The 25,934-nt window shown below is 72.5% G+C and carries 18 protein-coding genes; 8 read left to right on the forward strand and 10 right to left on the reverse strand.

Annotated features, from left to right (window positions below; genetic code table 11):
- Positions 1 to 46: 46 nt before the first annotated feature.
- The gene (locus ACZ7L0_RS11500; RefSeq protein WP_471242237.1) at positions 47 to 1,615 is read left to right on the forward strand and encodes a glycosyltransferase family 39 protein; all 1,569 of its coding nucleotides are present in this window, start codon (positions 47 to 49) and stop codon (positions 1,613 to 1,615) included.
- Here the strand turns inward: ACZ7L0_RS11500 and ACZ7L0_RS11505 are convergent.
- Positions 1,566 to 2,075 (reverse strand): MarR family winged helix-turn-helix transcriptional regulator, encoded by a 510-nt coding sequence (locus ACZ7L0_RS11505; RefSeq protein WP_471242238.1) that lies wholly within the window; start codon positions 2,073 to 2,075, stop codon positions 1,566 to 1,568. The two genes, ACZ7L0_RS11500 and ACZ7L0_RS11505, sit on opposite strands and share 50 nt — an antisense overlap.
- A 98-nt stretch (positions 2,076 to 2,173) precedes the next feature.
- Here ACZ7L0_RS11505 and ACZ7L0_RS11510 point away from each other — a divergent pair, with 98 nt between their 5' ends.
- Entirely contained in the window at positions 2,174 to 2,587 is a 414-nt protein-coding gene (locus tag ACZ7L0_RS11510) for an organic hydroperoxide resistance protein (RefSeq protein ID WP_471242239.1), read from the forward strand.
- Between the two features lie 12 nt (positions 2,588 to 2,599).
- On the opposite strand, the gene ACZ7L0_RS11515 is transcribed toward ACZ7L0_RS11510, so the two are convergent.
- The 8 genes from ACZ7L0_RS11515 to ACZ7L0_RS11550 all read right to left on the reverse strand — a co-directional run bounded on the left by ACZ7L0_RS11515 (position 2,600) and on the right by ACZ7L0_RS11550 (position 17,976).
- Positions 2,600 to 3,877: a hypothetical protein gene (locus tag ACZ7L0_RS11515; RefSeq protein ID WP_471242240.1), complete on the reverse strand. Its 1,278-nt coding sequence runs from the start codon at positions 3,875 to 3,877 to the stop codon at positions 2,600 to 2,602.
- Positions 3,874 to 6,090 (reverse strand): bifunctional glycosyltransferase/CDP-glycerol:glycerophosphate glycerophosphotransferase, encoded by a 2,217-nt coding sequence (locus ACZ7L0_RS11520; RefSeq protein WP_471242241.1) that lies wholly within the window; start codon positions 6,088 to 6,090, stop codon positions 3,874 to 3,876. Before ACZ7L0_RS11520 ends, ACZ7L0_RS11515 begins: the two co-directional genes overlap by 4 nt.
- A gap of 6 nt (positions 6,091 to 6,096) precedes the next feature.
- The gene (locus tag ACZ7L0_RS11525) at positions 6,097 to 8,298 is read right to left on the reverse strand and encodes a bifunctional glycosyltransferase/CDP-glycerol:glycerophosphate glycerophosphotransferase (protein WP_471242242.1); all 2,202 of its coding nucleotides are present in this window, start codon (positions 8,296 to 8,298) and stop codon (positions 6,097 to 6,099) included.
- 163 nt (positions 8,299 to 8,461) lie between these two features.
- Positions 8,462 to 10,723 carry a bifunctional glycosyltransferase/CDP-glycerol:glycerophosphate glycerophosphotransferase gene (locus ACZ7L0_RS11530; protein ID WP_471242243.1) on the reverse strand — a complete coding sequence of 754 codons (2,262 nt, stop codon included), beginning with the start codon at positions 10,721 to 10,723 and terminating at the stop codon, positions 8,462 to 8,464.
- A gap of 155 nt (positions 10,724 to 10,878) precedes the next feature.
- On the reverse strand, positions 10,879 to 11,787 hold the full coding sequence (locus ACZ7L0_RS11535) for a carbohydrate ABC transporter permease (RefSeq protein ID WP_471242244.1): 909 nt from the start codon (positions 11,785 to 11,787) through the stop codon (positions 10,879 to 10,881).
- On the reverse strand, positions 11,784 to 13,127 hold the full coding sequence (locus ACZ7L0_RS11540) for a carbohydrate ABC transporter permease (protein ID WP_471242245.1): 1,344 nt from the start codon (positions 13,125 to 13,127) through the stop codon (positions 11,784 to 11,786). The genes ACZ7L0_RS11535 and ACZ7L0_RS11540 overlap by 4 nt, the downstream gene beginning before the upstream one ends.
- A gap of 7 nt (positions 13,128 to 13,134) precedes the next feature.
- Entirely contained in the window at positions 13,135 to 14,517 is a 1,383-nt protein-coding gene (locus ACZ7L0_RS11545) for an ABC transporter substrate-binding protein (protein ID WP_471242246.1), read from the reverse strand.
- A 156-nt stretch (positions 14,518 to 14,673) separates the two neighbouring features.
- A complete protein-coding gene (locus ACZ7L0_RS11550) occupies positions 14,674 to 17,976 on the reverse strand; it encodes an FHA domain-containing protein (RefSeq protein ID WP_471242734.1) in 3,303 nt (1,100 codons plus the stop codon).
- Positions 17,977 to 18,308: 332 nt separating this feature from the next.
- Here ACZ7L0_RS11550 and ACZ7L0_RS11555 point away from each other — a divergent pair, with 332 nt between their 5' ends.
- From ACZ7L0_RS11555 to ACZ7L0_RS11570, 4 genes are all read left to right on the forward strand, one after another.
- Positions 18,309 to 20,036 carry a serine/threonine-protein kinase gene (locus tag ACZ7L0_RS11555; protein WP_471242247.1) on the forward strand — a complete coding sequence of 576 codons (1,728 nt, stop codon included), beginning with the start codon at positions 18,309 to 18,311 and terminating at the stop codon, positions 20,034 to 20,036.
- 111 nt (positions 20,037 to 20,147) lie between these two features.
- The gene (locus ACZ7L0_RS11560) at positions 20,148 to 21,386 is read left to right on the forward strand and encodes a serine/threonine-protein kinase (protein WP_471242248.1); all 1,239 of its coding nucleotides are present in this window, start codon (positions 20,148 to 20,150) and stop codon (positions 21,384 to 21,386) included.
- Between the two features lie 263 nt (positions 21,387 to 21,649).
- Entirely contained in the window at positions 21,650 to 22,756 is a 1,107-nt protein-coding gene (gene prfB, locus ACZ7L0_RS11565) for a peptide chain release factor 2 (RefSeq protein ID WP_471242249.1), read from the forward strand.
- Positions 22,757 to 23,052: 296 nt separating this feature from the next.
- Entirely contained in the window at positions 23,053 to 23,688 is a 636-nt protein-coding gene (locus ACZ7L0_RS11570) for a hypothetical protein (RefSeq protein ID WP_471242250.1), read from the forward strand.
- Between the two features lie 92 nt (positions 23,689 to 23,780).
- On the opposite strand, the gene ACZ7L0_RS11575 is transcribed toward ACZ7L0_RS11570, so the two are convergent.
- Complete coding sequence (locus ACZ7L0_RS11575; protein WP_471242251.1) at positions 23,781 to 23,972, reverse strand: hypothetical protein; 192 nt, start codon at positions 23,970 to 23,972, stop codon at positions 23,781 to 23,783.
- 247 nt (positions 23,973 to 24,219) lie between these two features.
- Between ACZ7L0_RS11575 and ftsE the strand changes: the two genes are divergently transcribed.
- Both ftsE and ftsX read left to right on the forward strand, forming a co-directional pair.
- Entirely contained in the window at positions 24,220 to 24,909 is a 690-nt protein-coding gene (gene ftsE / locus ACZ7L0_RS11580) for a cell division ATP-binding protein FtsE (protein ID WP_126392634.1), read from the forward strand.
- A gap of 45 nt (positions 24,910 to 24,954) precedes the next feature.
- Entirely contained in the window at positions 24,955 to 25,872 is a 918-nt protein-coding gene (gene ftsX / locus ACZ7L0_RS11585) for a permease-like cell division protein FtsX (RefSeq protein WP_471242252.1), read from the forward strand.
- Positions 25,873 to 25,934 lie beyond the last annotated feature (62 nt).

Consider the following 25,934-nt stretch of genomic DNA (forward strand, 5'->3'; position numbering starts at 1 on the left):
GCCGTCAATACTCATCAAACGTTGGCTAATCGCAAAAGATCGGGCCGTGGTGAACATCCGTCCCCTGGTCAACCCGAAGTCGAGCTCCGTCCGCCGTACGGCGGCGACGGTCGTCCCCATGGCCGTGATGCTCGTGCTCGGACTGTGGGGCCTGGACCGCGGCGGCATGTGGCGCGACGAGGCGGTCACCTTCCAGGTCGCGCGGCGCACGGTGCCGCAGATCTGGCGGCTGCTGCACGATGTCGACGCGGTGCACGGCCTGTACTACCTGCTCATGCACGCCGTCCTGGCCGCGCATCCCGGCGAGGTGCTCCTGCGGCTCCCGTCGGTGGGTGCGGCGGCGGTGGCCGCCGGCCTGGTCGCCGCGCTCGGCACCCGGCTGGTCCGGCCCCGGGTCGGACTGTGGGCCGGGCTGCTCTACGCGGTCACCCCGATGGTCGGGCACTACGCGCAGGAGGGCCGCTCCTACGCCCTGGTCGCGGCCGGCGCGGCCGGGGCGACCCTGCTGCTGGTACGGGCGGTGCCGGCCGGCGGGCGGTCCTGGTGGGCGTACGGCGCGGTCCTCGGCGTCACCTGCTGGCTGCACGAATTCGCGGTCCTGCTGCTGCTCGCCCACGCCGCGACGCTCGCGCTGGCCCGGGTGCGGGCCGGGGTGTGGCGGGCGTGGGGGCGCGCGGCCGGGGCCGTACTGCTCGTGCTGCTGCCGATGGTGGTGGTCTCGCACGCGCAGTCGGCGCAGGTCGCCTGGCTGCGGGAACCGACCGCGGACACCGCGTGGGCGCTGCTGCGGGAGTTCGTGGGACCGGACTCCACCGTGTACTGGGTGTGCCTCGCACTCGCCGTGCTGGGGCTGACCCGGCTCCCGGGCCGGCGCGGTGAGGTGACGTGCCCGGCGGTGGCCCTGCCGTTGGCGGTGGTGCCGCCCGCGGTCCTCATGCTGGCCTCGCACATCACGCCGCTGTACGTCGACCGCTATGTGCTGTACGCGCTCGCGGGGGCGCCCCTGCTGGTGGCGACCGGGGCCGACCGGCTGATCGAGGCGCTGGGCCGCCTGGTGGCCGCGGAGCGCCCGTGGACCCGCTCCCCCCTCCTCACCCTCACCGGCGTCCTGGCCGTCACCCTCGCCTTCGTCCACCAGTTCCCCGTACTGCGCCAGGACCGCTCGCCGGACCACCGCCCCGACAACCTCGCCGCCATCTCCACGGACGCCGCCCGCGAACTGCGCCCCGGCGACCCGGTGCTGTTCCTCCCGTCCCACGCGCGCAGCACGGCGCTGGCCTACCCGGCGGGGTTCCGCGGCACCCGGGACGTGGCGCTGGCGGCGGGCGCGCCCGCGTCCGGCACCCTGTACGGGCGTGAGGTGGACCCGCGCCTGCTGCGCCGCAGACTGGCCGGCCTCGACCGGGTCTGGGTCATCGCCGAACGGCACACCGTCCAGGCGCCCTGGTTCCCCCGCAACCCCACCGACCGGGCCAAGCTGGCCGCCGTACGGGACCGGTTCGCCCTGCGCGAGGAATCCGTGCGGGACGGGGTGATCCTGCGGCTCTACGTCCGCAGGACGCTGGCTACCGGCAGCCTGGCTCCTCCAGCGCGGCTGCGTCCAGGGCGGTGGTGAGCCGGTCGAGGTGGGTGCGCAGTTCGCCGATCTCGCCGATGTCGAAGCCGGTCGCCTCCAGGATGCGGCGCGGCACCTGAAGGGCCCGCTCGCGCAGTGCGGCGCCCTCCTCGGTCAGCCGCACCTCCACCGAGCGTTCGTCGCGCGCGCTGCGCTCCCGGCGGACCAGGCCGGCCCCCTCCAGCCGCTTGAGCAGCGGGGAGAGCGTGCCGGAGTCCAGGCGCAGATGTTCGCCCAGCTTCTTGACCGGCAGGTCGCCCTGCTCCCACAGCACCAGCATCACCAGGTACTGCGGGTAAGTGAGGCCGAGGTCCTTGAGGATCACTCGGTAGACGCCGTTGAAGGCGCGGGACGCGGCGTGCAGGGAGAAGCAGATCTGGCGGTCCAGGCGGAGCCAGTCGGGCTCGGTGGCGGGGGACGGGTTGGCGGTCATTGCTCCAGGATAGCTCTTGCGAGCCATTTAGTTGTGTGCAACTTAATTGTGTGCTCTACTTGTGGTCGTGAGGCGGCCGCCGGAAGTGGCCGCCGCAACCATGACTTCGAGAGGGATGGTCATCCATGGACGCGCTCTACACCGCTGTCGCCACCGCCACCCACGGCCGTGACGGTCGCGCCGTCTCCTCCGACGGCAGGATCGACCTCAAGCTGGCCCCGCCGGCGGAACTGGGCGGCAACGGCGAGGGCACCAACCCGGAGCAGCTCTTCGCCGCCGGTTACGCCGCCTGTTTCGGCAGCGCCCTCGGCCTGGTCGGCCGCCAGGCGAAGGTGGACGTCAGCGACGCCGCGGTGACCGCCGAGGTCGGCATCGGCAAGCAGGGCGAGGGCTTCGGCCTGAAGGTCACGCTGCGCGTGGAGCTGCCCGAGACCCTGGACGAGGCGACCGGCCGCAAGCTGGTCGAGACCGCCCACCAGGTCTGCCCCTACTCCAACGCCACCCGGGGCAACATCGACGTCGACCTCGTCATCGAGTAACCCCGGATCCCGTCACCTCATCGAGGGAACCTCTGGCTCGGCGTGCCCCTGCGCGGGCACCGGCAGCGGACGCCGGGCAGGCAGAGGCTCCAGCAGCAGCGGCACCCCGACCACCGGCAGCAGCCAGGCCAGCACGATCAGCCGGCCGCCCCAGATGTTGATGTCGGGGTGCGCGGCCTGCGTGAGGATCCCGGTGAACGCCGCCGCCAGCAGGAAGCAGCCGAACGCGGGCCGCCGCACCGCGCCCCACGCCCCGGCCGCCAGCGCCGCGACGAACAGCGGCTCCCACAACTGGCGCCGGCCCCACTCCACCCAGAAGTTCACCTCCAGGTGCAGCAGCTCCCGCCACGGGTGGCCGCGGTCCGGGTGGGAGAAGTGGCCGGTGAGCAGGTCCTGGAGGCTCTCCGACTCCGACGGGTAGTGCAGCAGCCGGGCCAGCAGCACCGTGCCCAGGGCCGCGCAGCAGCCCGCCGCCGAGACCGCCGTCACCCCGCGCCCCGGGGCTCCGCCGCGCCGCCGGCGCCGCACCGCGACGGCTGTGCCCGCCACGGCCAGGCACAGCCCGAGGAACAGCGACTGCGAGTGCTTCACCGCGAACAGGGCGAGCAGCGCACCGGCGGCCAGCGCCACCCCGGCCGGGGCCCGGCGGGTCAGGGCCAGCGCGCAGCCCCACAGCGCCGTCAGGGTCAGCGCCAGCATCAGGCCCTCGGCCATCGGGCGCATCGCGGTCGTGCCGCACGGCAGGGCGTAGTACAGCGCCTGCCCGGTCAGCGCGAGCGGCACCGGCACGGACAGGGTGCGCAGGACCAGGAAGACCAGCACCCCGCCCGCGACCGTGACCAGGACGCTCGCCGCCCACACCCCCCAGGTCACCCCGAACACCGTCACGAACGGCACCAGGAACACCGGGTAGCCGGGCCGCACCTCGAAGATCCGCCTGAGGCGCGAGCCCGTGAACGGCACGATGCGGCCGTCCGTCCGCCCGGCCCGCAGCCGCCGGTCCACCCGCCGCCACTCCTCGGCCCGGCACTCGGCCAGCACCCGCCGGGTGGGGCTCGGCGAATGGAAGCCGACCACGTCCACGCTCTGGCCACGACGGGCGAGCGACGCCCGGCCCGCACACGTCCAGTCGATGGTGGCGGTGGCCGCAGCCCGCTTGCTCTCACCGCGCAGGCTCAGCGCGTACGAGACGTAGTTCTTCGAGTCGGGGGTGTCCCGGCCCGTGACGTTGGCGAGCTGCAGCAGCGCGAACACCGCGCCCAGGACCAGGACCCAGGTGCGCGGCCTCATGTCGAGGCGAGGAGGTCGTGACCGGCGGCCGGGCCGGGCACCCGGGCGGCTTCCCGCTCCGGCATCGGCTCGCCCAGCATCAGCGTCCGTACGACCCGTTCGGCGGCCCGCCCGTCGTCGAACTCGCAGAACCGGGCCCGGAACCCCGCCCGCAGCCGGGCCGACTCCTCGTCCCGCCACGCCCCGGAGGAGAACAGCCACGCCAGCTCCCGGTGGGAGCGCGACACATGGCCCGGCGCCTCGGCCGTGATGTCCAGATAGGCGCCCCGGCTCGCCACGTACGCCGCCCAGTCGTCGGCGTGCACGACGATCGGCCGGTCGAGGCAGGCGTAGTCGAACATCAGGGACGAGTAGTCGGTGACCAGCGCGTCGGAGGCGAGCATGACCTCCTCCACGTGCGGTTCGTCCGTGGCGTCCACCAGCACCCCCCGCCGGTGCAGTTCGGCGAGGCCCAGCCCGCGCGCGGGGCCGGTCGCGAGGGTCGGATGCAGCCGGACGACCAGGGTGTGGTCCTCGCCCAGGCCGGCGGCGAACCGGGCCAGGTCCACGCGGTCGACGTGACCGCCCCGGCGGTAGTCGCGGCGGGTCGGCGCGTACAGCACGACCGTGTGCTCCTGGGGGATGCCGTGCCGGGCCCGGAACCCGGCCCCGCCGTCGGGCGCCGCCTCGACGAGGGCGTCGTTGCGCGGGCTGCCGGTGCGCGCCGAGGTGAAGTGGCAGGGGTAGGCGCGCTCCCACACCAGCTCGGAGTGGCGGTTGGCGACCAGGCTGTGGTCCCAGCGGTCGGCCCTGCGCAGCATCTGCGGCACGTCGAAGCCGTGCCGTGCGCCGGGCTTGCCCAGCAGGTCGGCGCCCATGTATTTGAGGGGCGTGCCCTGATGCGTGTGGATGTGCACGCTGCCGGGCCGCTTGACCAGGGTGCCGGGCCAGTTGACGTTGTTGACGAAGAACTTCGCCCGCGCGGTCACGTCCAGGTAGCGCGGGGAGTCGAGGAGTACGTGCTCGACATCCGGCGGCAGGTGCCGCGCCTCCTCGGCGTCCCGCACCACCCACACCCCCCGGATGTGCGGGGCGATCTCGCGTGCCTTGCGGTACACGGCCGCCGGGTCGCCGAGCACCCCCTTGTGCGAGAACGCCGAGTACACGGCGAGGCCGGCGTCCAGCGGGCGGCGGGCGTGCAGCCCGGCCAGACCCCGCTTCGCCCGCCCGGCCGCCGCCTTGCGGACCTGCAGCCCGCGCCGCCCGAGCTCTCGGCCGGCCCGCCCTGCCTGCCGCTTGACCTGGTACATCGCGTAGGTGCCCGCCAGCACCCGCACCTCACCGTCGACCCGGGCGCCCTCCGGCCGGTGCGCGCGGAACATCCGGGCCGTGCGCCGGAAGAACTCCGCCTTGTCGGCGGGCGGCAACCGGTCCGGTTTGGCCAGGATGTCGAGGCAGTGCTCGCCCATCTTGCGGTGCAGATAGGGCCGCCAGGTCCCGAGGCCGGGTCGGGAGTCGACGAACGCGAAGACCCGCTCGTACTGGTCGTGGATGTCGAAGTGCTTGCGGCTGGTGGTGGACAGGATGTTGCCCTGGCGGCGCTGGCGGTAGTTCAGGCAGATCCGGTCGAGCGTGGCGATCCGCCCCGCGCTGAGCATGACCGGGAAGGTCCAGGGCGTGTCCTCGTAGTAGCCCGGCGGGAACTCGAAGCCGTTCTCCTCCACGAAGTCGCGCCGGTAGACCTTGTTCCACACCACCATCAGCAGGTCGAGGATCTGCGGGTACTCGGCCGCCGTGAAGGTGCCCGCGCCGGCCTCGGCGAGCAGGTGGGCGAGGACGTTGCGGCGCATCGTGCCCCACCAGTAGGTGCGCGCGTAGTCGAAGACCAGCACGTCCGGGTCGCCGGCCTCCTCCAGACGGTCGGCGATGGCGCTCAGGGCGCCGGGGGTGAGGGTGTCGTCGCTGTCGAGGAAGAAGAGGAAGTCGCCGCTCGCCTGGGGCAGTCCGGCGTTGCGGGCGCGGCCGAGACCGACGTTCTCCGGCAGGTGCAGCACCTTCACGCGCGGGTCGCGGGCCGCGTACTCGTCGAGGATGGCGCCCGAGCCGTCCGGTGAGCAGTCGTCGACGGCGATCAGTTCGAGGTCCTGGAAGGACTGGTCCAGAACCGAGTCGAGGCACTCGCGCAGGAAGCCCTGCACCTTGAAACAGGGGACGATGACACTGAAGCGGGGCACGGCGGGTCAGCTCCTCACGAGGGTCGCGGCGGCGGGGGCGGGGATGCGCTCCGCGAGCGGGATCACGGGCGGGATCGCCTCCGGCGGCTCGCCGAGCAGCACCCGCCGTACGACGCGCTCGGCGGCCCGGCCGTCGTCGAACTCGCAGAACCGCTCCCGGAACGCGGCCCGCAGCTCCCTGGACTCCGGCCCCGCGTACGAGCCGTCGCGGAAGACGCGGGCCAGCTCCTGCGGCGTGCGGGCGACCGGGCCGGGCGGCGCGGCCATCAGGTCGAAGTAGACGCCCCGGGTCTCCCGGTAGACGTCCCAGTCGTCGGCGTACACCACGATCGGCCGGTCCAGGTTGGCGTAGTCGAACATGATCGAGGAGTAGTCGGTGACCAGCGCGTCGGCGGCCAGGCACACGTCCTCCGAGGAGCGGTGCGCGGTGACGTCGATGATCCGGCCGCTGCTCCCGCCGAGCCCCCGGTCGTAGAAGTAGTGGGCGCGCAGCAGCACCACCACGTCCTCGCCGGCCGCCTCGCAGAAGGCCTCCAGGTCGAGGCCGGTCTCGAAGCCGGTGTGGTGGTCGCGGTGGGTCGGCGCGTACAGGACGGCGGTCTTGCCCTCGGGGACGCCCAGCTCGCGCCGGACGCGGGCCACGTCCTCGCCGGTCGCCGTGTAGTAGACGTCGTTGCGCGGATAGCCGTACTCCAGCGCCTCGTACGAGCCGGGGAAGGCGCGCTCCCACATCTGGGTGGAGTGGCGGTTGGCGCAGAGGTTGAAGTCCCAGCGGTCCACCCGGCCGAGCAGCTTGGCGAAGCTGCCGGTCTGGGCGGCCACCACGGGGTACGTGGACTGGTCCACGCCCATTGTCTTCAGCGGGGTGCCGTGCTGGGTCTGCACATGCACGCTGCCCGGCCGTTTGACGACCCCCTCGGCGAAGTTGGCGTTGTTGACCAGGTACTTGGCGCGGGCCAGCACCTCCCAGTAGCGGCGGCTGCCGATCACCGCGTAGTCGACGCCCTGCGGCATGGCGTGCGCCTGGTCGGCCTCGACCAGGAACACCGAGCGGATGTGCGGGGCGAGTTCGAGGGCCTTGGCGTGGATCGCGGCCGGGTTGCAGGCGTACCCGCGGCCCCAGTAGGCGCAGTACACGGCGAGCCGGGGGTCGAGGGGGCGGCGCAGATCGCGGGCGTACCGGAGGCGGGTGCGCAGCATCGGGGGACGCGGGACGCCCTCGACGGCCCTCGCCGTCGCCTGGTTGGCGCCCCGCAGCGCGCGGAACGCCGTGTACGCCCCCGCCGCCAGCAGCCGGTGCTGGACGCCCAGGCTGCCGCCCGGCACCCGGAACCCGGCCGGGCGGTGGCGCCGGTGCAGGCGGCCCGCCCGGCGGAAGAAGGCCCGGTGCCCCGAGGGCAGCCGCTCCGGCCGGGAGGCCGTCTTCAGCACGGCCGCGAAGAGCTGCTCGAACAGCGGGCGCACCCGCTCGGCCGGCAGCTCACGCTCGGCGGCCCGGACGAGCACCAGCTCGACCTGGTCGAGCAGCTCGTGCTGGTGCGGCCCCGGCAGGTTGAGCCGGCTGCCCTGCCGCCGCAGCCGGTGCCGCAGCAGGACCGAGCGCAGTACGGCGATCCGCTCGGCGGCGATGGTGGTGAGGCCGCCCCAGCCGAGATCCGTGAAATAGCTGTCGGGAAAGGCCAGTTCGCGCTCGGCGACGAAGGATCGGCGGTAGGCGGCGCTCCACGCGGGCAGCTGCACGCCGGTGATCCGCGGCGCCCGGCCCGGGGCGAACGCCTCCTGCGGGGCCCGCGCCAGCAGCGGCGCCGCCGGGTTGGTGGGCTCGCCCTCCCACCACGGGGTCCGCTGGTGCTCGAAGTACAGCACGTCGACGTCCCCCGTCTCGGCGAGCCGCGCGTCCAGCGTCGCCAGCGCGCCGGGTACGAGGACGTCGTCGCCGTCGAGGAACAGCAGATACGCGCCGGTCGCCGCCCGCATCCCGGTGTTGCGCGCCCCGCCCGGACCGGCCGAGGGCGGCGAGTGGACCGGGGTCACCCGGGGGTCCCGCTCGGCGTATCCGGCGGCGACGTCGGCGGCCGGGGCGTCGGGACCGTCGCAGACCGGGATCAGCTCCAGGTCGCCGAAGGACTGGGCGAGGACCGAGTCCAGCGCCTGGGACAGCCTGCCAGCGACCCCGTGGGACGGGACGATGATGCTGAAGCGGGGCATTCTGTTCTTCCTGTTGTCTGTCCTGGCGCCAGTCCTTGTCGTCCTGGGCTCAGGCCGTACGGGCGCGGCCGGGCCGCCCGGCCGGCCGCCAGGTGGACGGCCGGGACGGGGTGGGCCGCGAGGTGCTCAGGGGCATGGGAACTCCCGTAAGGCCAAACGGCGTTCAGCGGCTCTCGGTGACGGGCCGGGGGCCGGAAGGTTGCGGCACGGTGGCGAGCGGGGAGCGCGCGAGCGCCGCCGCCGCCGACGGCACCGGGTTGCGCTTCTCCAGCGGCACCACCTTCGGCAGCCCCGCCGTCTCGCCGAGCACCACGTGCCGTACCACCCGCTCGGCGGCGCGGCCGTCGTCGTACGGGCAGAAGCGCTCCCGGAACGCGGTGCGCAGCTGGGTGGAGCGGGAGCCGCGCCAGTGGCCGGTGGCGAAGATGTCGATCAGCTCGTCCTCGCTGCGCGCCACCGCGCCCGGCGGGCAGGAGCGCAGGTCGAAGTAGGTGCCGCGGGCCGCCTCGTACGCCTCCCAGTCAGCGGTGTGGACGACGATCGGCCGGTCGAGGTTGGCGTAGTCGAACATGATCGAGGAGTAGTCGGTGAGCAGCGCGTCCGAGGCGAGGCAGAGCTGTTCGACGCTGGGGTGGTCGCTGACGTCGACGATCCGGGTGCCCTCGGTGAACAGGCCCTGCTGTCCGTGGTGGGCGCGGGCCAGGATCATGTAGCGCGGGCCCAGGCGGCGCAGGATCCGGTCCAGGTCGAGGACGGGGCGCTGGGTGCGGCGGTAGTCGCGGGGGGTGGGGGCGTACAGGATCGCGACCGTGCCCCGGGGGATGCCGAGCGACTCGCGCAGCCGGGTCACGTCGGCGGCGGTGGCCCGCTGGAAGACGTCGTTGCGCGGGAGGCCGTACTCCAGCGTCGTGTAGCGGCCGGGGTAGACGCGTTCCCAGGTCAGGGTGGTGTGGCGGTTGGCGGACAGGACGTAGTCCCACTTGTCGACGCCCCCCAGCAGCTCCTCGAAGTCCATACCGCGGGCTGCCGCCGGACGCTCCTGGAGGTCGAGGCCCATGTGCTTGAGCGGGGTGCCGTGCTGGGTCTGCACGAACACCTGGCCGGGGCGCTTGACCAGGCGGCGGTCGAAGTTGACGTTGTTGACGAGGTACTTGGAGCGGGCCAGCGCCGTCCAGTAGGCGGCGGTGCCGGGGCGCAGGCGGCGCGGGCCCGGCGGCACGGTGTGCTGGTGCTCGGGGCGGGCGATCCAGGCGGTGCGGACGTGCGGGGCGTGGGTGCGGAACGCGGCCTCCAGCGCGCCCGGACTGCAGCCGTGACCGCGGCCCCAGTAGGCGGCGAACACCGCGCGGTCGGCGCGCAGCGGAAGGCGCAGCTGGACGCGGTAGTGCAGCTGGAGCGCGGCGGACCGGACGGCCCGGGCGAGCTTGGCGGCCAGTTTCAGCGTGCGGCGGGCCGTGGCCGAGGTCAGCTGCAGGACGCGGTAGGTGCGGTGCAGGCCCAGGCGGACCAGGCAGTGGCGGAGGCGGACGCGCAGGGGGGCGGGGGCGCCGGGGGCGTGGTGGCGGCGGCAGTGGGCGCGGGCCATGCGCAGGAACTCGGCGCGGGAGCCGCGTGGCAGCCGGTCGCGCCGGGTGAACACCGTCGCGAGGTGGTCGATCATGCGGCGGTACAGCACCGGCCGCCACCGGGCGAGTTCGGGCCGCCGCGCGACGAACGCGAACACCCGGTCGTACTGCTCGAACACGTCGAAGTGCCGGCGGCTGGTGGTGCGCAGGATGTTGCCCTGCCGGCGCTGCCGGTAGTGCACGCACACCCGGTCGAGCGTCGCGATGGACTGCGCCGTCATCAGGACCGGGAAGGTCCACGGGGTGTCCTCGTAGTAGCCCGGCGGGAACCGGAAGCCCTCGCCTTCGACGAACTCCCGCCGGTAGGCCTTGTTCCAGGCCACCATCAGCACCTTCAGCAGGCCCGGGCGGTCCTCCAGCCGGAAGGGGGCCGGACCCCGCTCGGCCAGCTGGGACGCGACCTTGTTGCGGACGGCCTCGCCGGTCCAGTGGGTGCGCGCGTAGTCGTAGACCAGGACGTCCGGTTCGCCGGTCTCCTTGATCCGGTCGGCGATGGCGCGCAGCGCGTCCGGGGTGAGGGTGTCGTCACTGTCCAGGAAGACCAGGTAGTCGCCCGTGGCCTGCTCCAGACCCGCGTTGCGGGCGGGGCCCAGGCCCTGGTTCTCCGGCAGGTGCACCGCCCGCACGCGCGGGTCGCGGGCCGCGTACTCGTCGATGATCGCCCCGCAGGCGTCCGGGGAGCGGTCGTCCACGGCGATCAGTTCGAGATCGGGGTACGACTGCGAGAGCACCGAGTCCAGGCACTCGGGCAGGTACGCCTGGACCTTGTACGCGGGGACAATGACACTGAACCTGGGCAAGGGACATCCATGGGTCGGTCGGCGCGGGCGTTCTGCCCGGGAACGGCCGATGGAGTGAATTGGTTACGGTTCGTACGGCATGTGGGGGACACGCGGTGAACGCGAAGGGGCGGGCCGGTGTCCGGCCCGCCCCTTCAACAGGGCAGTGAAAGCGACTACTTGACCGCGCCCGCCATCACGCCCGACACGAACTGCCGCTGGAACGCGAAGAACACGGCCAGCGGGATCACCATGGAGATGAACGCGCCGGGTGCCAGGACGTCGATGTTGTTGCCGAACTGGCGTACCTGCGTCTGCAGGGCGACCGTGATCGGCTGGCTGCCGGACTTGGTGAACACCAGCGCGACCAGCATGTCGTTCCACACCCACAGGAACTGGAAGATGCCCAGGCTCGCGATGGCCGGTCCGCCCAGCGGCATCACCACCCGGGCGAACAGGCGCAGTTCACCGGCGCCGTCCAGCCGGGCCGCCTCCAGCAGCTCCCGGGGGATCTCCGCGAAGAAGTTCCGCAGCAGGAACACCGCGAAGGGCAGGCCGAAGCCCACATGGAACAGGATCACCCCGAGGATCGTCCCGAACAGGCCGATCTTGCCGAACAGTTCGGCGATCGGGATCAGCGCCACCTGCACCGGCACGACCAGCAGGCCGACCACGCCCAAAAACCACCAGTCGCGGCCCGGGAACTCCATCCACGCGAAGGCATAGCCCGCCAGGGAGCCGATGACCACGACCAGGACGGTCGCCGGGACCGTGATCAGGACGGTGTTCCACAGCGAGTTGGTGATGTCGCTGTTCTCCAGCAGCTTCTGGTAGCTGTCGAAGGTCAGTTGGGAGGGCTTGGTGAACACCTTCCACCAGCCGGTCGCGCTCATGTCCTCCGGTGTGCGCAGGGAGGAGATGAGCAGGCCGATGGTCGGCACCAGCCAGAACAGGCCGACGACGAGGAGGAAGACGCGGACCAGTCCGCCGCCGAGCTTCTCCACGAGCCTGGAGCCCAGCGACTGCCTGGCCTGCACGGTCTCCACCGGCGCCACCTTGCCGATGCTTCCGGCGTGGGTCGTCATCGCCGCACCTCCCGCCTGAGCCTGCGGATGTTGAACAGCATCACCGGGATCACCAGCAGCAGCAGAAACACCGCGATCGCGCTCGCGATGCCCGGCTGGCTCTCCGCGAAGCCCTTGCGGTACAGCTCCAGCGCCAGCACGTTCGCGTCGTCCTGGGAGGAGCCCGGCGCGATGATGAAGACCAGGTCGAAGACCTTCAGCACATTGATCATCAAGGTGACGGTGACGACCGCGAGGACCGGTGCGAGCAGCGGCACCGTGACCTTGCGGAACACCTGCCACTCGCTGGCCCCGTCGACGCGCGCCGCCTCCAGCAGCTCCCGGGGCACGCCCGCGAGCCCGGCCGCGATCAGCACCATCGCGAAGCCCGCCCACATCCAGACGTACGACCCGATGATGGCCGGGGTGACCAGCGACGGGCCGAGCCAGTCGACGCCGTTGTACGGCTCCTTGAAGTTGCTCGCGGGCAGCCGCAGCCGGGCCCCGTCCGCCTTGGCGGGAAGGGTGAAGGTGCCGTCGCCGGCGGCCTTGGTGGAGGCCACCACCTTGCCGTCCTTGACCGCCTCGATCCGCATGCCCGGGTAGCCCAGCTCGGACGGGTCGGGGGCGCCCAGCTTGCCGACGCCCTTGCCGCGGGTGAAGTCCTGCCAGGTCGTGCCGGTGATCTTCCCCGGCTCCGGCTTCGCCGCCGCCGCCTTCTTCGCGCTGTCCGGCATCTGGTCGGGGGCGACGCCGACCAGCGGCAGGGTGACGACCTGGCCGGTGCGCACGGGCGCCGACGTGATGAAGCCGCCCGCGTCGGGCTCGAGCGGCGACTCGCGGCCCGGGTGCGCCTTGGGGAACGCCGAGGACTGGGCGAAGGTGTCGTGGACGCCGACCCAGACCGCGTTGGCGACGCCCTTGTCCGGGTCCTGGTCGTACACCAGCCGGAAGATGATGCCGGCCGCCAGCATCGAGATCGCCATCGGCATGAAGACGACCAGCTTGAACGCCGTGCCCCAGCGCACCCGTTCGGTCAGCACCGCGAAGATCAGACCGAGCGCGGTGGAGACCGTGGGCGCGAACACCACCCAGATGATGTTGTTCTTCAGGGCGGTGCGGATGCCGTCGTCGGTGAACAGGGCCTTGTAGTTGTCGACTCCGGCGAAGCCGTCGCCGTCGGCGTTGTAGAAGCTGCGGACGAGCGAGTACCCGATCGGGTAGACCACGAGCGCGCCGAGCAGCACCAGGGCGGGCAGCAGGAAGAGCGCTGCCACGGTTTTGCGGGTGCCGGTCACGCTCTTGCGACTCTTCGGTGCGGCGGGGCCCCGTGGGGCCCCCGCCGCCGCTGCCGACGCCATGGCCGGATCAGCTCCCGTTCCCGTACGCGGCCGCCGCGTCCTTCTCCAGCTTCGCCTGGGCTCCCGCCACGTCCTTCGGGTTCTTCAGGAAGTCCTGAAGGTCCTTCCACTCGCCCTTGCCGGGGGTGCCGCCGAAGGCCTGCGGGGCCTGGTCGGACATGTCGAAGCGGAAGTCGTCGCCGGACGCGATCAGCGCCTTGGCGATCTTCTGCTGCACCGCGTTCGGGTACGCCGAGTCCGGCACGTTCTTGTTCGGGGACAGATAGCCGCCGAGCTTCGCCTGGATCGTCGCCGCGTCCGGTGAGGCCAGGAAGGTGGCCAGGGCCTGGGCCGCCTTGGAGTCCTTCAGGATGACGGCCGCGTCACCGCCGGAGACCACCGGCGCGGCCGAGCCCACCGCCGGGAACGGGAACACCTTGGCGTCCGTGCCCACCTTCGCCTTGGTGTCACCGATGTTGACCTGCGCGAAGTCGCCCTCGTAGACCATGGCCGCCTTCGGCTGGTCGCCGCCGGTGAAGGTCTGGGTGACGGAGGCCGGGAACTCGGTCTGCAGGGCGCCGTCCGCGCCGCCCGCGACGTAGTCCTTCTTGCCCCAGATCTGGGCGAGCGTGGTGAGCGCCTGCTTCACCGAGGCATCGGTCCACTTGATCTTGTGCTGGGCGAGCTGGTCGTACTTCTCCGGGCCCGCCTGGGAGAGATAGACGTTCTCGAACCAGTCGGTGAGGGTCCAGCCGTCGGCGCCGCCGACCGAGAACGGGGTGACACCGGAGTCGTACACCGCCTGCGCGGCGGTCAGCAGCTCCTGCCAGGTCTTGGGCTCCTTGGCGCCCGCGTTCTCGAACGCCTTGGCGTTGTACCAGATCAGCGACTTGTTGGCGGCCTTGTAGTAGACGCCGTACTGCTTGCCGTCGACCTTGCCGATGTCCTGCCAGCCCTGGGAGTAGTTCTTCTGCAGCTCCTTGAGTGCGTCGGCGCCGAGCGGCTTGGCCCACTTCTTGTCCACGGCCTGCTTGATGGCGCCGGGCTGCGGCAGCAGGGCGATGTCCGGCGGCTGGCCTCCGGCGATCTTCGAACCGAGGAAGTTGATGATCGGGTCCTGGGCGGGTACGAACGTGACCTTGGCGCCCGTGCGCTTCTCGAACTCCGCGAGCACCTTCTTGAAGTTGGCCTGCTCGGTGCCGGTCCAGACGGCGGCGACCTCCAGGCTCGCGCCGTTCAGCTTCGGGAGGGAGACGGTGGAGCCGCTCTCGGTGGCCCCGCCGCTGCTGCCGCCGTCGCTCTTCTTGTCGTCGCTGCCACTGCAGGCGGTGAGCGCCAGGGCTCCCGCGAGAAGGGCGGCCAGTGGGGTGACGGCCCTGTTTGTCCGGATGGTGTTGCTGTTGCTACGCATCACTGCCCCGTTCTTCGTTCTCCGTTGAACGTATGAGCACTGTCCCGTGCGGTCCGGTCTACGCCGGGTGACTTGACGGCGGCAAGAGCGCCACCGCTGTCAACCGGGGGATCGTGACCGGCTCGTGATTAGGCCCGTATGCGTACGGCTCTGGAGCTAGAGCAGCGACGGGACCTCGGCGGCGGACACTTCCCGTGCCGCCCGCTCCACCGCACTGGCCAGCAGCGCCAGATCCGTCGGCCCGTTGCCCAGTTCGCGCACGGGACGCCGGGTCGGCGGGTCGCCCATGCGGTGCCACTCCAGGGGGACGACCGTGGGCCGCTGCGTGGCGGTCCGGGGTATGCGGCCGGTGACCCGTCCGCCCTGGAACGGGGATATCCGCCCGTCGGCCCACGCCAGGCGCCCGCGCCCCGGCGCCGGTTCGTCCGGGCCGGAGGCCGGCGCGTCCAGGGTGACGCGGAGGGTGGCCCGGCGGGCCGGTTCCGTCTCCGCCGTACGCCCGCCCGGTCCGGTCGCCGCCGCCAGGTGGACGCCGAGCCGCTCACCGTCCTTCGCCACCGCCTCCAGCGCGCGTATCACCGACCCGGCGGCGGGCCGCCCCGGTGAGCCGAGCGCGGGGGAGACCAGCGCGTCGAGGTCGTCCACGACCACCACCAGCCGGGGCAGCGGCGGTGCCGCCTCGGTCCGCTGACGGGAGGCCGCCCCCGGTCGCAGCCGCAGCGTCGAACTGGGCGCAGTCTCCAGGTCCCCGGCACCGGACGCGGCGGGCCGTCCGGTGGGCGTGCGCTGCGCGACGATGCGGCCCGACACCTCGCGGCGGGTGTGCCACTCGGCGAAGTCGGCGCGGCCGAGCAGTTCGGCCCGCCGCTTCAGCTCGGCGCTCAGGGACTGGGCGAACTCCCGCATACGGACGGGGTCGTTGACGGTGAGATGGGTGGTGACATGCGGTATGTCCGTGCAGACCCGCAGGCCCTCGCCGTGCGCGCCGCCGGTGCCGACGCCGTCCCGGCCGTCGATCAGGACGATGCCCAGCCGGTCGGGGCGCTCGGCCGCGGCGAGCGAGGCGACGGCGGCCCGCAGCAGTTCCGTACGGCCGCTGCCGGAGGGTCCCTCGATCAGCAGATGCGGTCCGTCGGCGACGAGGTCGGCGCAGAGCGGGCCGCGCGGTCCGGCGCCGAGCACGGCCCAGGCCCGTCCGCCGAGCGACTCGGTGTCGTCGGCCGCGTCCGCCCAACGCGCCATCAGGGAGGCCGGGGTCGCCCGGGCCAGCCCCAACTCGTCCAGGAGCCGCGCCGACTGGGGCAGCGGTGCCGCCACGCGCGCGTGCCCCTCAGCGACGGTGCCGTCCGTCCGCAGCGGCGCCAGCGCCCGTGCGAACCGCTCGGCCCAGGCGAGGGAGACGGCGTCGACGGCGGCGACCGTACCGGGGCCCACCGGCCCCGCGGGGGCGGTGGGGGTGTCGGTGCGCGCGACGCGCATCAGCCGCAGGGCGGTGGCGACATCACCGCTGAGCAGCGCGACGGCCCCGCACGCGCGGAACGTCGGCGCCGCCGCGCACGCGGTCTCGTACGTCTCCGTCACCGGCGAGGCGGGCGAGGCCGGTGCCGTCTCGGCGAGGCACACCACATGGATCCCGGCGCGCGGGCCCTCCAGGGCCAGCCGGGCCACCGCCTCGCGCAGCGCGGCACCCCCGGGATCGCCGTCCACCACGACCACGGTGTACGGCCCCGGCGGGCCGCCGCCCTCCTCGTCATCCCCGGCGTCGTCCCGGGCCCAGGAGGGCCGCCGGTCCGGATGGCCCTCCGGCGCCGTCGCCCGCGCGGGCCGCGGGCGTCCGTACCCCTGCCGGGCCGCCGGGTCGTCCAGGCGGCGCAGCAGTTCCTCGGTGCGGGCCGCCGCCTGCTCGCGGTCGTAGGCCAGCAGCAGACGGCAGTCCTGGCCGTGATCGGGACGTACGTGCGGCAGCCAGCCGAGCCAGGACCACTCGGCCGTGCGCTCCTCCAGGGAGCGGGCGCGGTCCGGGCTGATCAGGACGATCTCCAGCACGTCGGGGGAGTGCAGCGCGGCCAGCTGGGCCAGCACCGCGCGCGCCAGCCCGGACAGCCGCGCGCGCGGACCGGCCAGGCCCAGCGCCCCGGCCTCCCGCAGATCGGCGGTCACCGGTACGACGGGCAGCAGGCCCGAGCCGTCCGGCGCCGCCCGGTCGGCCGTGCCGAGCCGGACCGTGAGCGTCTCCGGGTGGCCCGGTCCGCGCTCCCACAGCCGAGGACCGGGGCCCAGCGCGGTGAGCAGCAGCGCCGCCGGGTCCGGCCAGGTCTCCGGCTGCTGCGGGACACCGGCCGGGGGCGGGGCGGTCACCCCGGCCTCCTCCTCGTCGTACACCGGTGCTCCGGCCTCCGGCGGTTCGCCGCGTCCGCCGGCCAGCCGCCGCGCCCAGGCGCCGATCCCGCCGCGCCTGCGCACGCCCTGCGGGACGTCGGTGCCACGCAGAGGGGTGTGCTTACGGGCCCCGGGCCCGGCGCCCGCGTCCTCACGCGCGCGTCGGCCCTCGGCGCCGCCGTCCGGTGCCGTGCCCTGCGCCGCGAAGGCTCCGCCCACTCCGCCGACGCCGAAGGGACCGGCGTGCGTGGCCTCGGCGTCACGGCTCTCGATCCGGGGCGCTCCGCCCTGCCCGGGCACCACCGGCTCCGGCCCCTGTTCCGGGGCGCCCCGCTCCGCCGCGCCATAGGCGTGGTGCGTGGCCCCCGAGGGGGTGCCGGTGTGGCCGGCGGGCACGGGGTCCGCCGCGCCGCCGGGGGCGACCCGTACGCACCCCTCCCCGTCGGGCATCGTCTCCACCCGCGCCCCGGGCCCCCCGGACGGAGTAAGCCGCAGGGCCGATTCGCCGATCCGCAGCAGCGCCCCCGCGGAGAACCGCACCGGCCGGTCGCCCACGCGCGCGCCGTCCAGCGCCGTGCCGTTGGTGGAGCCCAGGTCGGCGACCGAGACGCGGCCGTCGGCGGCGACCGTCACCGCGCAGTGCAGCCGGGAGACGTCCGGGTCGTCGAGCGGCACGTCGGCGTCGGCGGAGCGGCCTATGGTCACCTGGCCGCCGTGCAGCAGGTGGACGCCGCCCGCGTCCGGGCCCGCGACCACGTGCAGCTGGGTCGGGGCGTCGTCGAGCTCCGGGTGCGGTTCGGCCTCGGCGGGGGCACCCAGGGACAGCACGGCGCCGTCGACCAGCGGGGGCTCGCCCAGGGTGGCGCGGCCGGCGTCCAGCCGCTCCACGCCCGCGTACAGCACGACCGGGCTGTTCCCGGCCTCCCGGCCCCCGTCGCCCAGGACCGCCGAGGCGAGTGCCGACGTCACCGCGGCCAGGGCAGTGCCCGCGGGGGCCGTGACCAGCACGTCGCGGCTCGCGGCGCGGCCTCGCTGCGGGGGCGGGCCCAGCGGGTCTACGACGGTCAGCCGGATCTGCATCGCCGTCAGCGGTCCCTTCTGCGCGGGCGCGGACTTACCCCACCCCACACGAGCACGTCGGCCAGTACTGCAGGCATCCTCGCACCTGCCACTGACAACGCGCCCGTGTCCCGGGACCAAGTGATCTTGATTGGTCACCTCTGCCCCTAAAAGTGCCTGACCAGTAGTGCACCGTCGATCACTTGAGATCGGTCACGTCCGGGCCCGGCAACCAACGGACCGAGGCGAGCGTCTTTCCTTCGAACATGCTCGGGAACGCTTGCGTAGTGCCTTCGGGGGCGGCACTACAGTGGGTCGGAACCAGGTAAGGCAAGCAGCAGGGAGCGCATGACGTGCGGCCGGTAGGCAGCAAGTACCTGCTCGAGGAGCCGCTCGGACGCGGCGCCACGGGCACCGTCTGGCGAGCCCGCCAGCGTGAGACCGCGGGCGCCGAGGCGGCCGTGCCCGGCCAGCCCGGTGAGACCGTCGCCATCAAGGTCCTCAAGGAAGAGCTGGCGAACGACGCCGACGTCGTCATGCGGTTCCTCAGGGAGCGGTCCGTCCTGCTCCGGCTCACCCACCCCAACATCGTGCGGGTGCGCGACCTGGTGGTCGAGGGTGATCTGCTGGCGCTGGTCATGGACCTCGTCGACGGCCCCGACCTGCACCGCTACCTGCGCGAGAACGGACCCTTCACGCCCGTCGCCGCCGCGCTGATGACCGCGCAGATCGCCGACGCGCTCGCCGCCAGCCACGCCGACGGCGTCGTCCACCGCGATCTGAAACCGGCCAATGTGCTGCTCCAGCAGTACGAGGGCCAGATGCACCCGCTGCTGACCGACTTCGGCATCGCCCGGCTGGCCGACTCCCCGGGCCTGACCCGCACCCACGAGTTCGTCGGCACGCCCGCGTACGTCGCGCCGGAGTCCGCCGAGGGCCGCCCGCAGACCTCCGCCGTCGACATCTACGGCGCCGGCATCCTGCTCTACGAGCTGGTCACCGGCCGCCCTCCGTTCTCCGGCGGCTCGGCCCTGGAAGTCCTGCACCAGCACCTGAGCGCCGAACCGCGCCGCCCGTCCACGGTGCCCGACCCCCTCTGGACGGTCATAGAGCGCTGCCTGCGCAAGAACCCGGACGAACGGCCCAGCGCCGAGAACCTCGCGCGCGGCCTGCGCGTGGTCGCCGAGGGCATCGGCGTGCACGCCAACAGCGCGCAGATCGCCGCCGCCGAGGGCGTCGGCGCGCTGCTCGCCCCCGATCCGGCGCCGGCCGCCGTGCCGGGCGTGCCCGGGGCCGCCGACCCCACGCAGGTACTGCCCACGGGCTCCGCGCCGGGGGCGTACGACCCGAACGCCGCGACCAGCTTCCTGCCCCACACCGGCGGCCCGGCGGGCGCGGCCGACCCCACCGCCGTCCTGCCGAACACCGGGGCCGCCGACCCGACCGCCGTGATGCCGCCGGTGCCCCCGAACCAGCCCGGCGCCGGGCAGCAGGGCCAGCAGCCGCCGGAGCAGCCGCACCCCTGGCAGAGCCAGCTGCGCGCCGCCCGCGACCGCAACGAGCAGACCCAGATCCAGTACCTCGACCCGAACGAGGACCCGCTGCGCCGCCGCCCCCAGCGCCAGGTGGCCCGGCCCCAGCAGCAGCCGCCGCGGCAGCCGCAGCAGGCCCGTCCGCAGCAGCCCCAGCCGCGCCAGGCCCGGCAGCGCCAGCAGCAGGGGCCGCCGCCCGGCTACGGCCACCCGCAGCAGCAACAGCCCCAGCAGTACGCCCCGCCGCAGCACCAGCAGCCGCAGCGGTACGCGCCGCCCGCACCGACGGAGCCCCGGCGGCCGGCGCGGGAGCCCCGCGAGCCGCGTCAGCGCAGCGCCAACCCGATGAAGATCCCCGGCCTCGGCTGTCTGAAGGGCTGCCTGTTCACGATCGTCATCCTGTTCGTCGCGGGCTGGCTGGTCTGGGAGCTGAGCCCGCTGCAGGAGTGGATCGGCACCGGCAGGAGCTACTGGCAGGAGCTGAACCACTGGGTCGACCAGGTGAGCGGGTGGGTCAAGGACCTCGGGAGCGTCGTCGGCGGCAACTGATCGTCGGGTTGGGGATTTGTCGACATCTGACGGGTGATTTCCGTCTCCGCGGTGAAGGTTGGCTCGTCGGACGCGTAGTTTTAACGACAACACGCGTCTGTAGGAGCAGCCTTGGCACGGAAGATCGGCAGCCGGTACACCGCCCACCAGATCCTCGGGCGGGGCAGCGCCGGCACGGTGTGGCTGGGTGAGGGGCCGGACGGTCCCGTCGCCATCAAGCTGCTGCGCGAGGACCTCGCGTCCGACCAGGAACTCGTCGGACGCTTCGTGCAGGAGCGCACGGCACTGCTCGGCCTGGAACACCCGAACGTCGTGTCGGTACGCGACCTCGTGGTCGACGGCAACGACCTCGCGCTCGTCATGGACCTGGTCCGGGGCACGGACCTGCGCACCCGGCTGGAGCGCGAGCGGCGGCTGGCGCCCGAGGCGGCGGTGGCCATCGCCGCGGACGTCGCCGACGGGCTGGCGGCGGCGCACGCGGCCGGGGTCGTGCACCGGGACGTGAAGCCGGAGAACGTCCTGCTGGACATGCAGGGACCGCTCGGCCCCGGCGGCGCGCACCCGGCGCTGCTGACCGACTTCGGGGTGGCCAAGCTGATCGACTCGCCGAAGCGGACCCGCGCCACGAAGATCATCGGGACGCCGGACTATCTGGCGCCGGAGATCGTGGAGGGCCTGCCGCCGCGCGCCTCGGTCGACATCTACGCGCTGGCCACGGTGCTGTACGAGCTGCTGGCCGGCTTCACCCCCTTCGGGGGCGGGCATCCCGGGGCCGTACTGCGGCGGCATGTCACCGAGACGGTCGTACCGCTGCCCGGGATCCCCGAGGAGCTGTGGCAGCTGCTCGTGCAGTGCCTGGCCAAGGCCCCGGCCTCGCGGCTGCGGGCGTCGGAGCTGGCGGCGCGGCTGCGCGAGCAGCTGCCGGTGCTGGCCGGGATGCCGCCGCTGGAGGTGGACGAGCCCGACTCGGAGCCGGCCGAGGACGCGGACGACGAGTCGTCGGCGGCGGTGCCGGCCACGGGTGGGGAACAGGCGCGGCGGCGTGGAGCGGTGTCGCTGGTGCCCGGCGCCAAGCCGGACTCCAACCGGGACACGCACACCTCGATGCGGGTGCCCGCGCCCGACGAGCTGGCCGGGGGCGCGCGGGGCACCGCGCGGGCCCCCCGCGCTTCCGGCGCGCCCAGGCCCGGCTCGGCTCGGCACCGTGCCGCTGCGCGGCGGCGGAGGGTGACGCTGGGGGTCGCGGGTGTGGTGGTCGCGGCGGCGGTGGGGGTGGGGGCGTGGTGGGCGGCTTCCGGGGACGATGCGGGGGCGACTCCGCGCGAGACCCATAGTTCGGCCACGCCCTGAGTGGGGGTGACCGTCCCTGGGGCTCCGCCCCCGACCCCGCCAGGGGCTCCGTCCCTGGGCCCCGCTCGCCCACCCACCCACCCACCCGACTCGGTAGGACAAGAGGTCACCCTCCCTGGGGCCCCGCCCCAGACCCCGGCGGGGACTCCGTCCCCTGCACCCCTCGCGGGGCTTCGCCCCTGCACCCCGGCAGGGCATCGCCCCTGCGCCCCGGCGCACCCCGCTCGGCGCTTCCCCCTTGGCGGAGCCGTTACGCTGGAGGCGTGGCAGTCGTCGATGTATCCGAAGAGCTCAAGTCCCTCTCCTCGACCATGGAGTCGATCGAGGCCGTTCTGGACCTCGACAAGCTGAGGGCAGACATCGCCGTGCTCGAGGAGCAGGCGGCCGCGCCGTCCCTGTGGGACAACCCGGACGAGGCGCAGAAGATCACCAGCAAGCTGTCCCATCTCCAGGCCGAGGTCAGGAAGGCGGAGGCGCTGCGCGGGCGGATCGACGATCTCGCCGTGCTGTTCGAGATGGCGGAGGAGGAGGACGACCCGGACACCCGTGCCGAGGCCGAGTCCGAGCTCGCCGCCGTCAAGAAGGCGCTGGACGAGATGGAGGTCCGGACGCTGCTCAGCGGTGAGTACGACTCCCGTGAGGCGCTGGTCAACATCCGCGCCGAGGCCGGTGGCGTGGACGCCGCCGACTTCGCGGAGAAGCTCCAGCGCATGTACCTGCGGTGGGCGGAGCAGAAGGGCTACAAGACCGAGGTGTACGAGACCTCGTACGCGGAGGAGGCGGGCATCAAGTCCACCACCTTCGCCGTGCAGGTGCCCTACGCCTACGGCACCCTCTCCGTCGAGCAGGGCACGCACCGGCTCGTCCGGATCTCGCCCTTCGACAACCAGGGGCGCCGCCAGACCTCCTTCGCGGGCGTCGAGGTGCTTCCCGTGGTCGAGCAGACCGACCACATCGAGATCGACGAGTCCGAGCTGCGCGTGGACGTCTACCGCTCGTCCGGGCCCGGCGGCCAGGGCGTGAACACCACGGACTCCGCGGTGCGGCTGACCCACATCCCCACCGGCATCGTCGTCTCCTGCCAGAACGAGCGGTCGCAGATCCAGAACAAGGCCACCGCGATGAACGTCCTCCAGGCCAAGCTGCTCGAGCGGCGCCGGCAGGAGGAGCAGGCCAAGATGGACGCCCTCAAGGGCGACGGCGGCAACTCCTGGGGCAACCAGATGCGGTCGTACGTGCTGCACCCGTACCAGATGGTCAAGGACCTGCGTACGGAGCACGAGGTCGGCAACCCGGAGGCCGTGTTCAACGGTGAGATCGACGGGTTCCTCGAGGCGGGCATTCGCTGGCGCAAGCAGCGCGAGAAGTAACTTTGTCGACTTGACAACTGCCGCCCATCGGGCGGCAGTTGCTGTTATGTCTGGGTTTTACATCACACTCACAGGCTGCAACTCCCGTCATACGACCCACCAGTGGACATTGCGCGCGCAACGGCCTTGACGTTGCTTTGAAAAATGGGAAGGGTGAAGCGTGGCATGCGTATCTCTGGGGCGCATGTGAACCGGGGGACCTGCACGGTGACTTGAACTTCGTCTGCTGCCTCCGTCGATCACGGCCGGCCCCAAGCGCCGCTCATTGACAAACAGCTACTGGGGGTAGCAACCACATGACCAAGAAGACGCGGATCCGGATCGCGCGAATCGCCGCCGGCGCCGTGATCGCCGCCGGTGCCTCGCTGACCGCCGCGGGCGCCGCCTCCGCCACGGAGTCCGACGGCTGCGTGCTGGGCGTTCTGTGCGCCAAGGAGTCGCCGAGCCCGGACCCGGACCCGACCGACCCGACGCCGACCGACCCGCCGACCGTCATCCCGACCGACCCGGTCACCCCGACGGCCGAGGAGCCGACGGACCCGACGGAGGAGCCGACCGAGCCCACCGAGGACCCGGAGCCGACGACGGCCCAGCCCACCGCCGACCCCACGCAGGGCGGCGGCAACGGGAATGGGAACGGCGGCGGCAACGGCAACGGCAATGGCAACGGCAACGGGAGCGGCGGCAACAACGCCGACCCCGACGGCGGCTCCGGCACGTCCGCCCAGGAGGAGGGCACCTCCACCCTCACCGACACGGGCTCGGACACGTCCTCCAACACCCAGGCCCAGGGCAGCGGTGACGAGCTCGCCGAGACGGGTGCCGGGCAGACGGCGTTCCTGATCGTCGGCGCCGCCACCATGATCGCCGGTGGCATCGGCTTCCGCGTCCTGCCGCGCCTCGTGGGCGGCCGGGGCGGCGCGGCTGCCTGACGGTAGCCGTACGCGTACGGAACGTACGCACCTGGTACGACGAAGGGCCCGGAGCGTGCTGCTCCGGGCCCTTCGGGCGTCCTGCCCTGCCGCTACGCCGTCTGGTGTGCCAGCAGCGCCACCGCGGCGATCAGCACCGCCAGCAGCGCGATCAGCGTCATCGGGTTCAGTCCCGCGAAGAAGTTCTCCTGCTGCAGTCGCTCGCGGTTGGCACGGCACACAGGGCACCGGCCCTCGTTCACGGGCGCCGCGCAGTTCGCGCACACCAACCGGTCGTACGTCATGCGCTCGCCCTCCTTGCACCGGCCATCACACATACAACGTTTCCGGAACCGAGAACGTTCCCCCTCCACTGTGCCAGGTTCCGCCGATTCCTGCGGGGCCGGAGCCAAGGCCGGCCCTGTGAGCCGGGAAGACATCACCCGGCACAAAAACGCACAAGCCTCTCACAACCTCGACCGGCGACTGCACTCCCGCACCCGGTTCGCGTATGGTCACGCACATCTACCCCCGGCGACCCGTGGTGCATCCGTGATCCGATTCGACAATGTCTCCAAGGTCTACCCCAAGCAGACCCGCCCCGCACTCAGGGATGTGTCCCTGGAAGTGGAGAAGGGCGAGTTCGTGTTCCTCGTGGGGTCCTCCGGCTCCGGAAAGTCCACCTTCCTGCGGCTGATCCTTCGCGAGGAGCGGTGCAGCCACGGCCAGGTGCACGTCCTGGGCAAGGACCTCGCGCGCCTGTCCAACTGGAAGGTCCCGCAGATGCGGCGCCAGTTGGGGACGGTGTTCCAGGACTTCCGGCTCCTGCCCAACAAGACGGTCGCGGAGAACGTGGCCTTCGCGCAGGAGGTCATCGGCAAGTCGCGCGGCGAGATCCGCAAGTCCGTACCGCAGGTACTCGATCTGGTCGGACTCGGCGGCAAGGAGGACCGGATGCCGGGCGAGCTGTCGGGTGGTGAGCAGCAGCGCGTGGCCATCGCCCGGGCCTTCGTGAACCGGCCCAAGCTGCTGATCGCCGACGAGCCCACCGGCAACCTCGACCCGCAGACCTCGGTCGGCATCATGAAGCTGCTCGACCGGATCAACCGGACCGGCACCACCGTCGTGATGGCCACGCACGACCAGAACATCGTGGACCAGATGCGCAAGCGCGTCATCGAGCTGGAGCAGGGCCGCCTCGTCCGCGACCAGGCACGCGGCGTCTACGGCTACCAGCACTGACGATCCCCAGGGTCCTGGATCCACGGAAAGGCTTGAGAAGACGCCATGCGCGCCCAGTTCGTCCTGTCGGAGATCGGCGTCGGTCTCCGCCGCAACCTGACGATGACCTTCGCCGTCATCGTCTCCGTCGCCCTGTCGCTGGCCCTGTTCGGCGGTTCGCTGCTGATGAGCGACCAGGTCAGCACCATGAAGGGCTACTGGTACGACAAGGTCAACGTCTCGATCTTCCTCTGCAACAAGAGCGACGCCGAGTCCGACCCCAACTGCGCCAAGGGCGCGGTCACCGAGGACCAGAAGAAGCAGATCAAGGCCGACCTCGGCAAGATGTCGGTCGTCGACACGGTGACGTACGAGTCGCAGGACGAGGCCTACAAGCACTACAAGGAGCAGTTCGGCGACTCCCCGCTGGCCAGTTCGCTCACGCCGGACCAGATGCAGGAGTCGTACCGGATCAAGCTCAAGGACCCGGAGAAGTACCAGGTCATCGCGACCGCCTTCGACGGCCGGGACGGCGTGCAGTCGGTACAGGACCAAAAGGGCATTCTGGACAACCTGTTCGGGCTGCTGAACCTGATGAACCGGGCGGCGCTGGGTGTGATGGCGCTCATGCTGATCGTCGCGCTGCTGCTGATCGTCAACACGGTGCGCGTCTCGGCGTTCAGCCGTCGGCGGGAGACCGGGATCATGCGGCTGGTCGGCGCCTCCGGCTTCTACATCCAGGCGCCGTTCATCATGGAGGCCGCGGTCGCGGGCCTGATCGGCGGCGGCCTGGCCTGCCTCTTCCTGGTCATCGGCCGGTACTTCACGATCGACCACGGCATGGCCCTGTCCTCGAAGCTGAACCTCATCAACTTCGTCGGCTGGGACGCCGTGTTCACCAAGCTCCCGCTCATCCTCGCCACCAGTGTGCTGATGCCCGCGCTGGCCGCGTTCTTCGCGCTGCGCAAGTACCTCAAGGTGTGACGCATGCCAAGAAGGGCCGTGCGGTCAACCGACCGTACGGCCCTTCGCGTTGTCCTAGACTC

It is taken from the genome of Streptomyces sp. NPDC039424 (assembly GCF_055639495.1).

Coding starts and splice junctions, on each gene's coding strand:
- ACZ7L0_RS11505 (WP_471242238.1), bottom strand. CDS start 2,075: ATGGCTCGCAAGAGCTATCCTGGAGCAATGACCGCCAACCCGTCCCCC.
- ACZ7L0_RS11510 (WP_471242239.1), top strand. CDS start 2,174: ATGGACGCGCTCTACACCGCTGTCGCCACCGCCACCCACGGCCGTGAC.
- ACZ7L0_RS11515 (WP_471242240.1), bottom strand. CDS start 3,877: ATGAGGCCGCGCACCTGGGTCCTGGTCCTGGGCGCGGTGTTCGCGCTG.
- ACZ7L0_RS11525 (WP_471242242.1), bottom strand. CDS start 8,298: ATGCCCCGCTTCAGCATCATCGTCCCGTCCCACGGGGTCGCTGGCAGG.
- ACZ7L0_RS11535 (WP_471242244.1), bottom strand. CDS start 11,787: ATGACGACCCACGCCGGAAGCATCGGCAAGGTGGCGCCGGTGGAGACC.
- ACZ7L0_RS11540 (WP_471242245.1), bottom strand. CDS start 13,127: ATGGCGTCGGCAGCGGCGGCGGGGGCCCCACGGGGCCCCGCCGCACCG.
- ACZ7L0_RS11545 (WP_471242246.1), bottom strand. CDS start 14,517: ATGCGTAGCAACAGCAACACCATCCGGACAAACAGGGCCGTCACCCCA.
- ACZ7L0_RS11550 (WP_471242734.1), bottom strand. CDS start 17,976: ATGCAGATCCGGCTGACCGTCGTAGACCCGCTGGGCCCGCCCCCGCAG.
- ACZ7L0_RS11570 (WP_471242250.1), top strand. CDS start 23,053: ATGACCAAGAAGACGCGGATCCGGATCGCGCGAATCGCCGCCGGCGCC.
- ACZ7L0_RS11575 (WP_471242251.1), bottom strand. CDS start 23,972: ATGACGTACGACCGGTTGGTGTGCGCGAACTGCGCGGCGCCCGTGAAC.
- ftsX (WP_471242252.1), top strand. CDS start 24,955: ATGCGCGCCCAGTTCGTCCTGTCGGAGATCGGCGTCGGTCTCCGCCGC.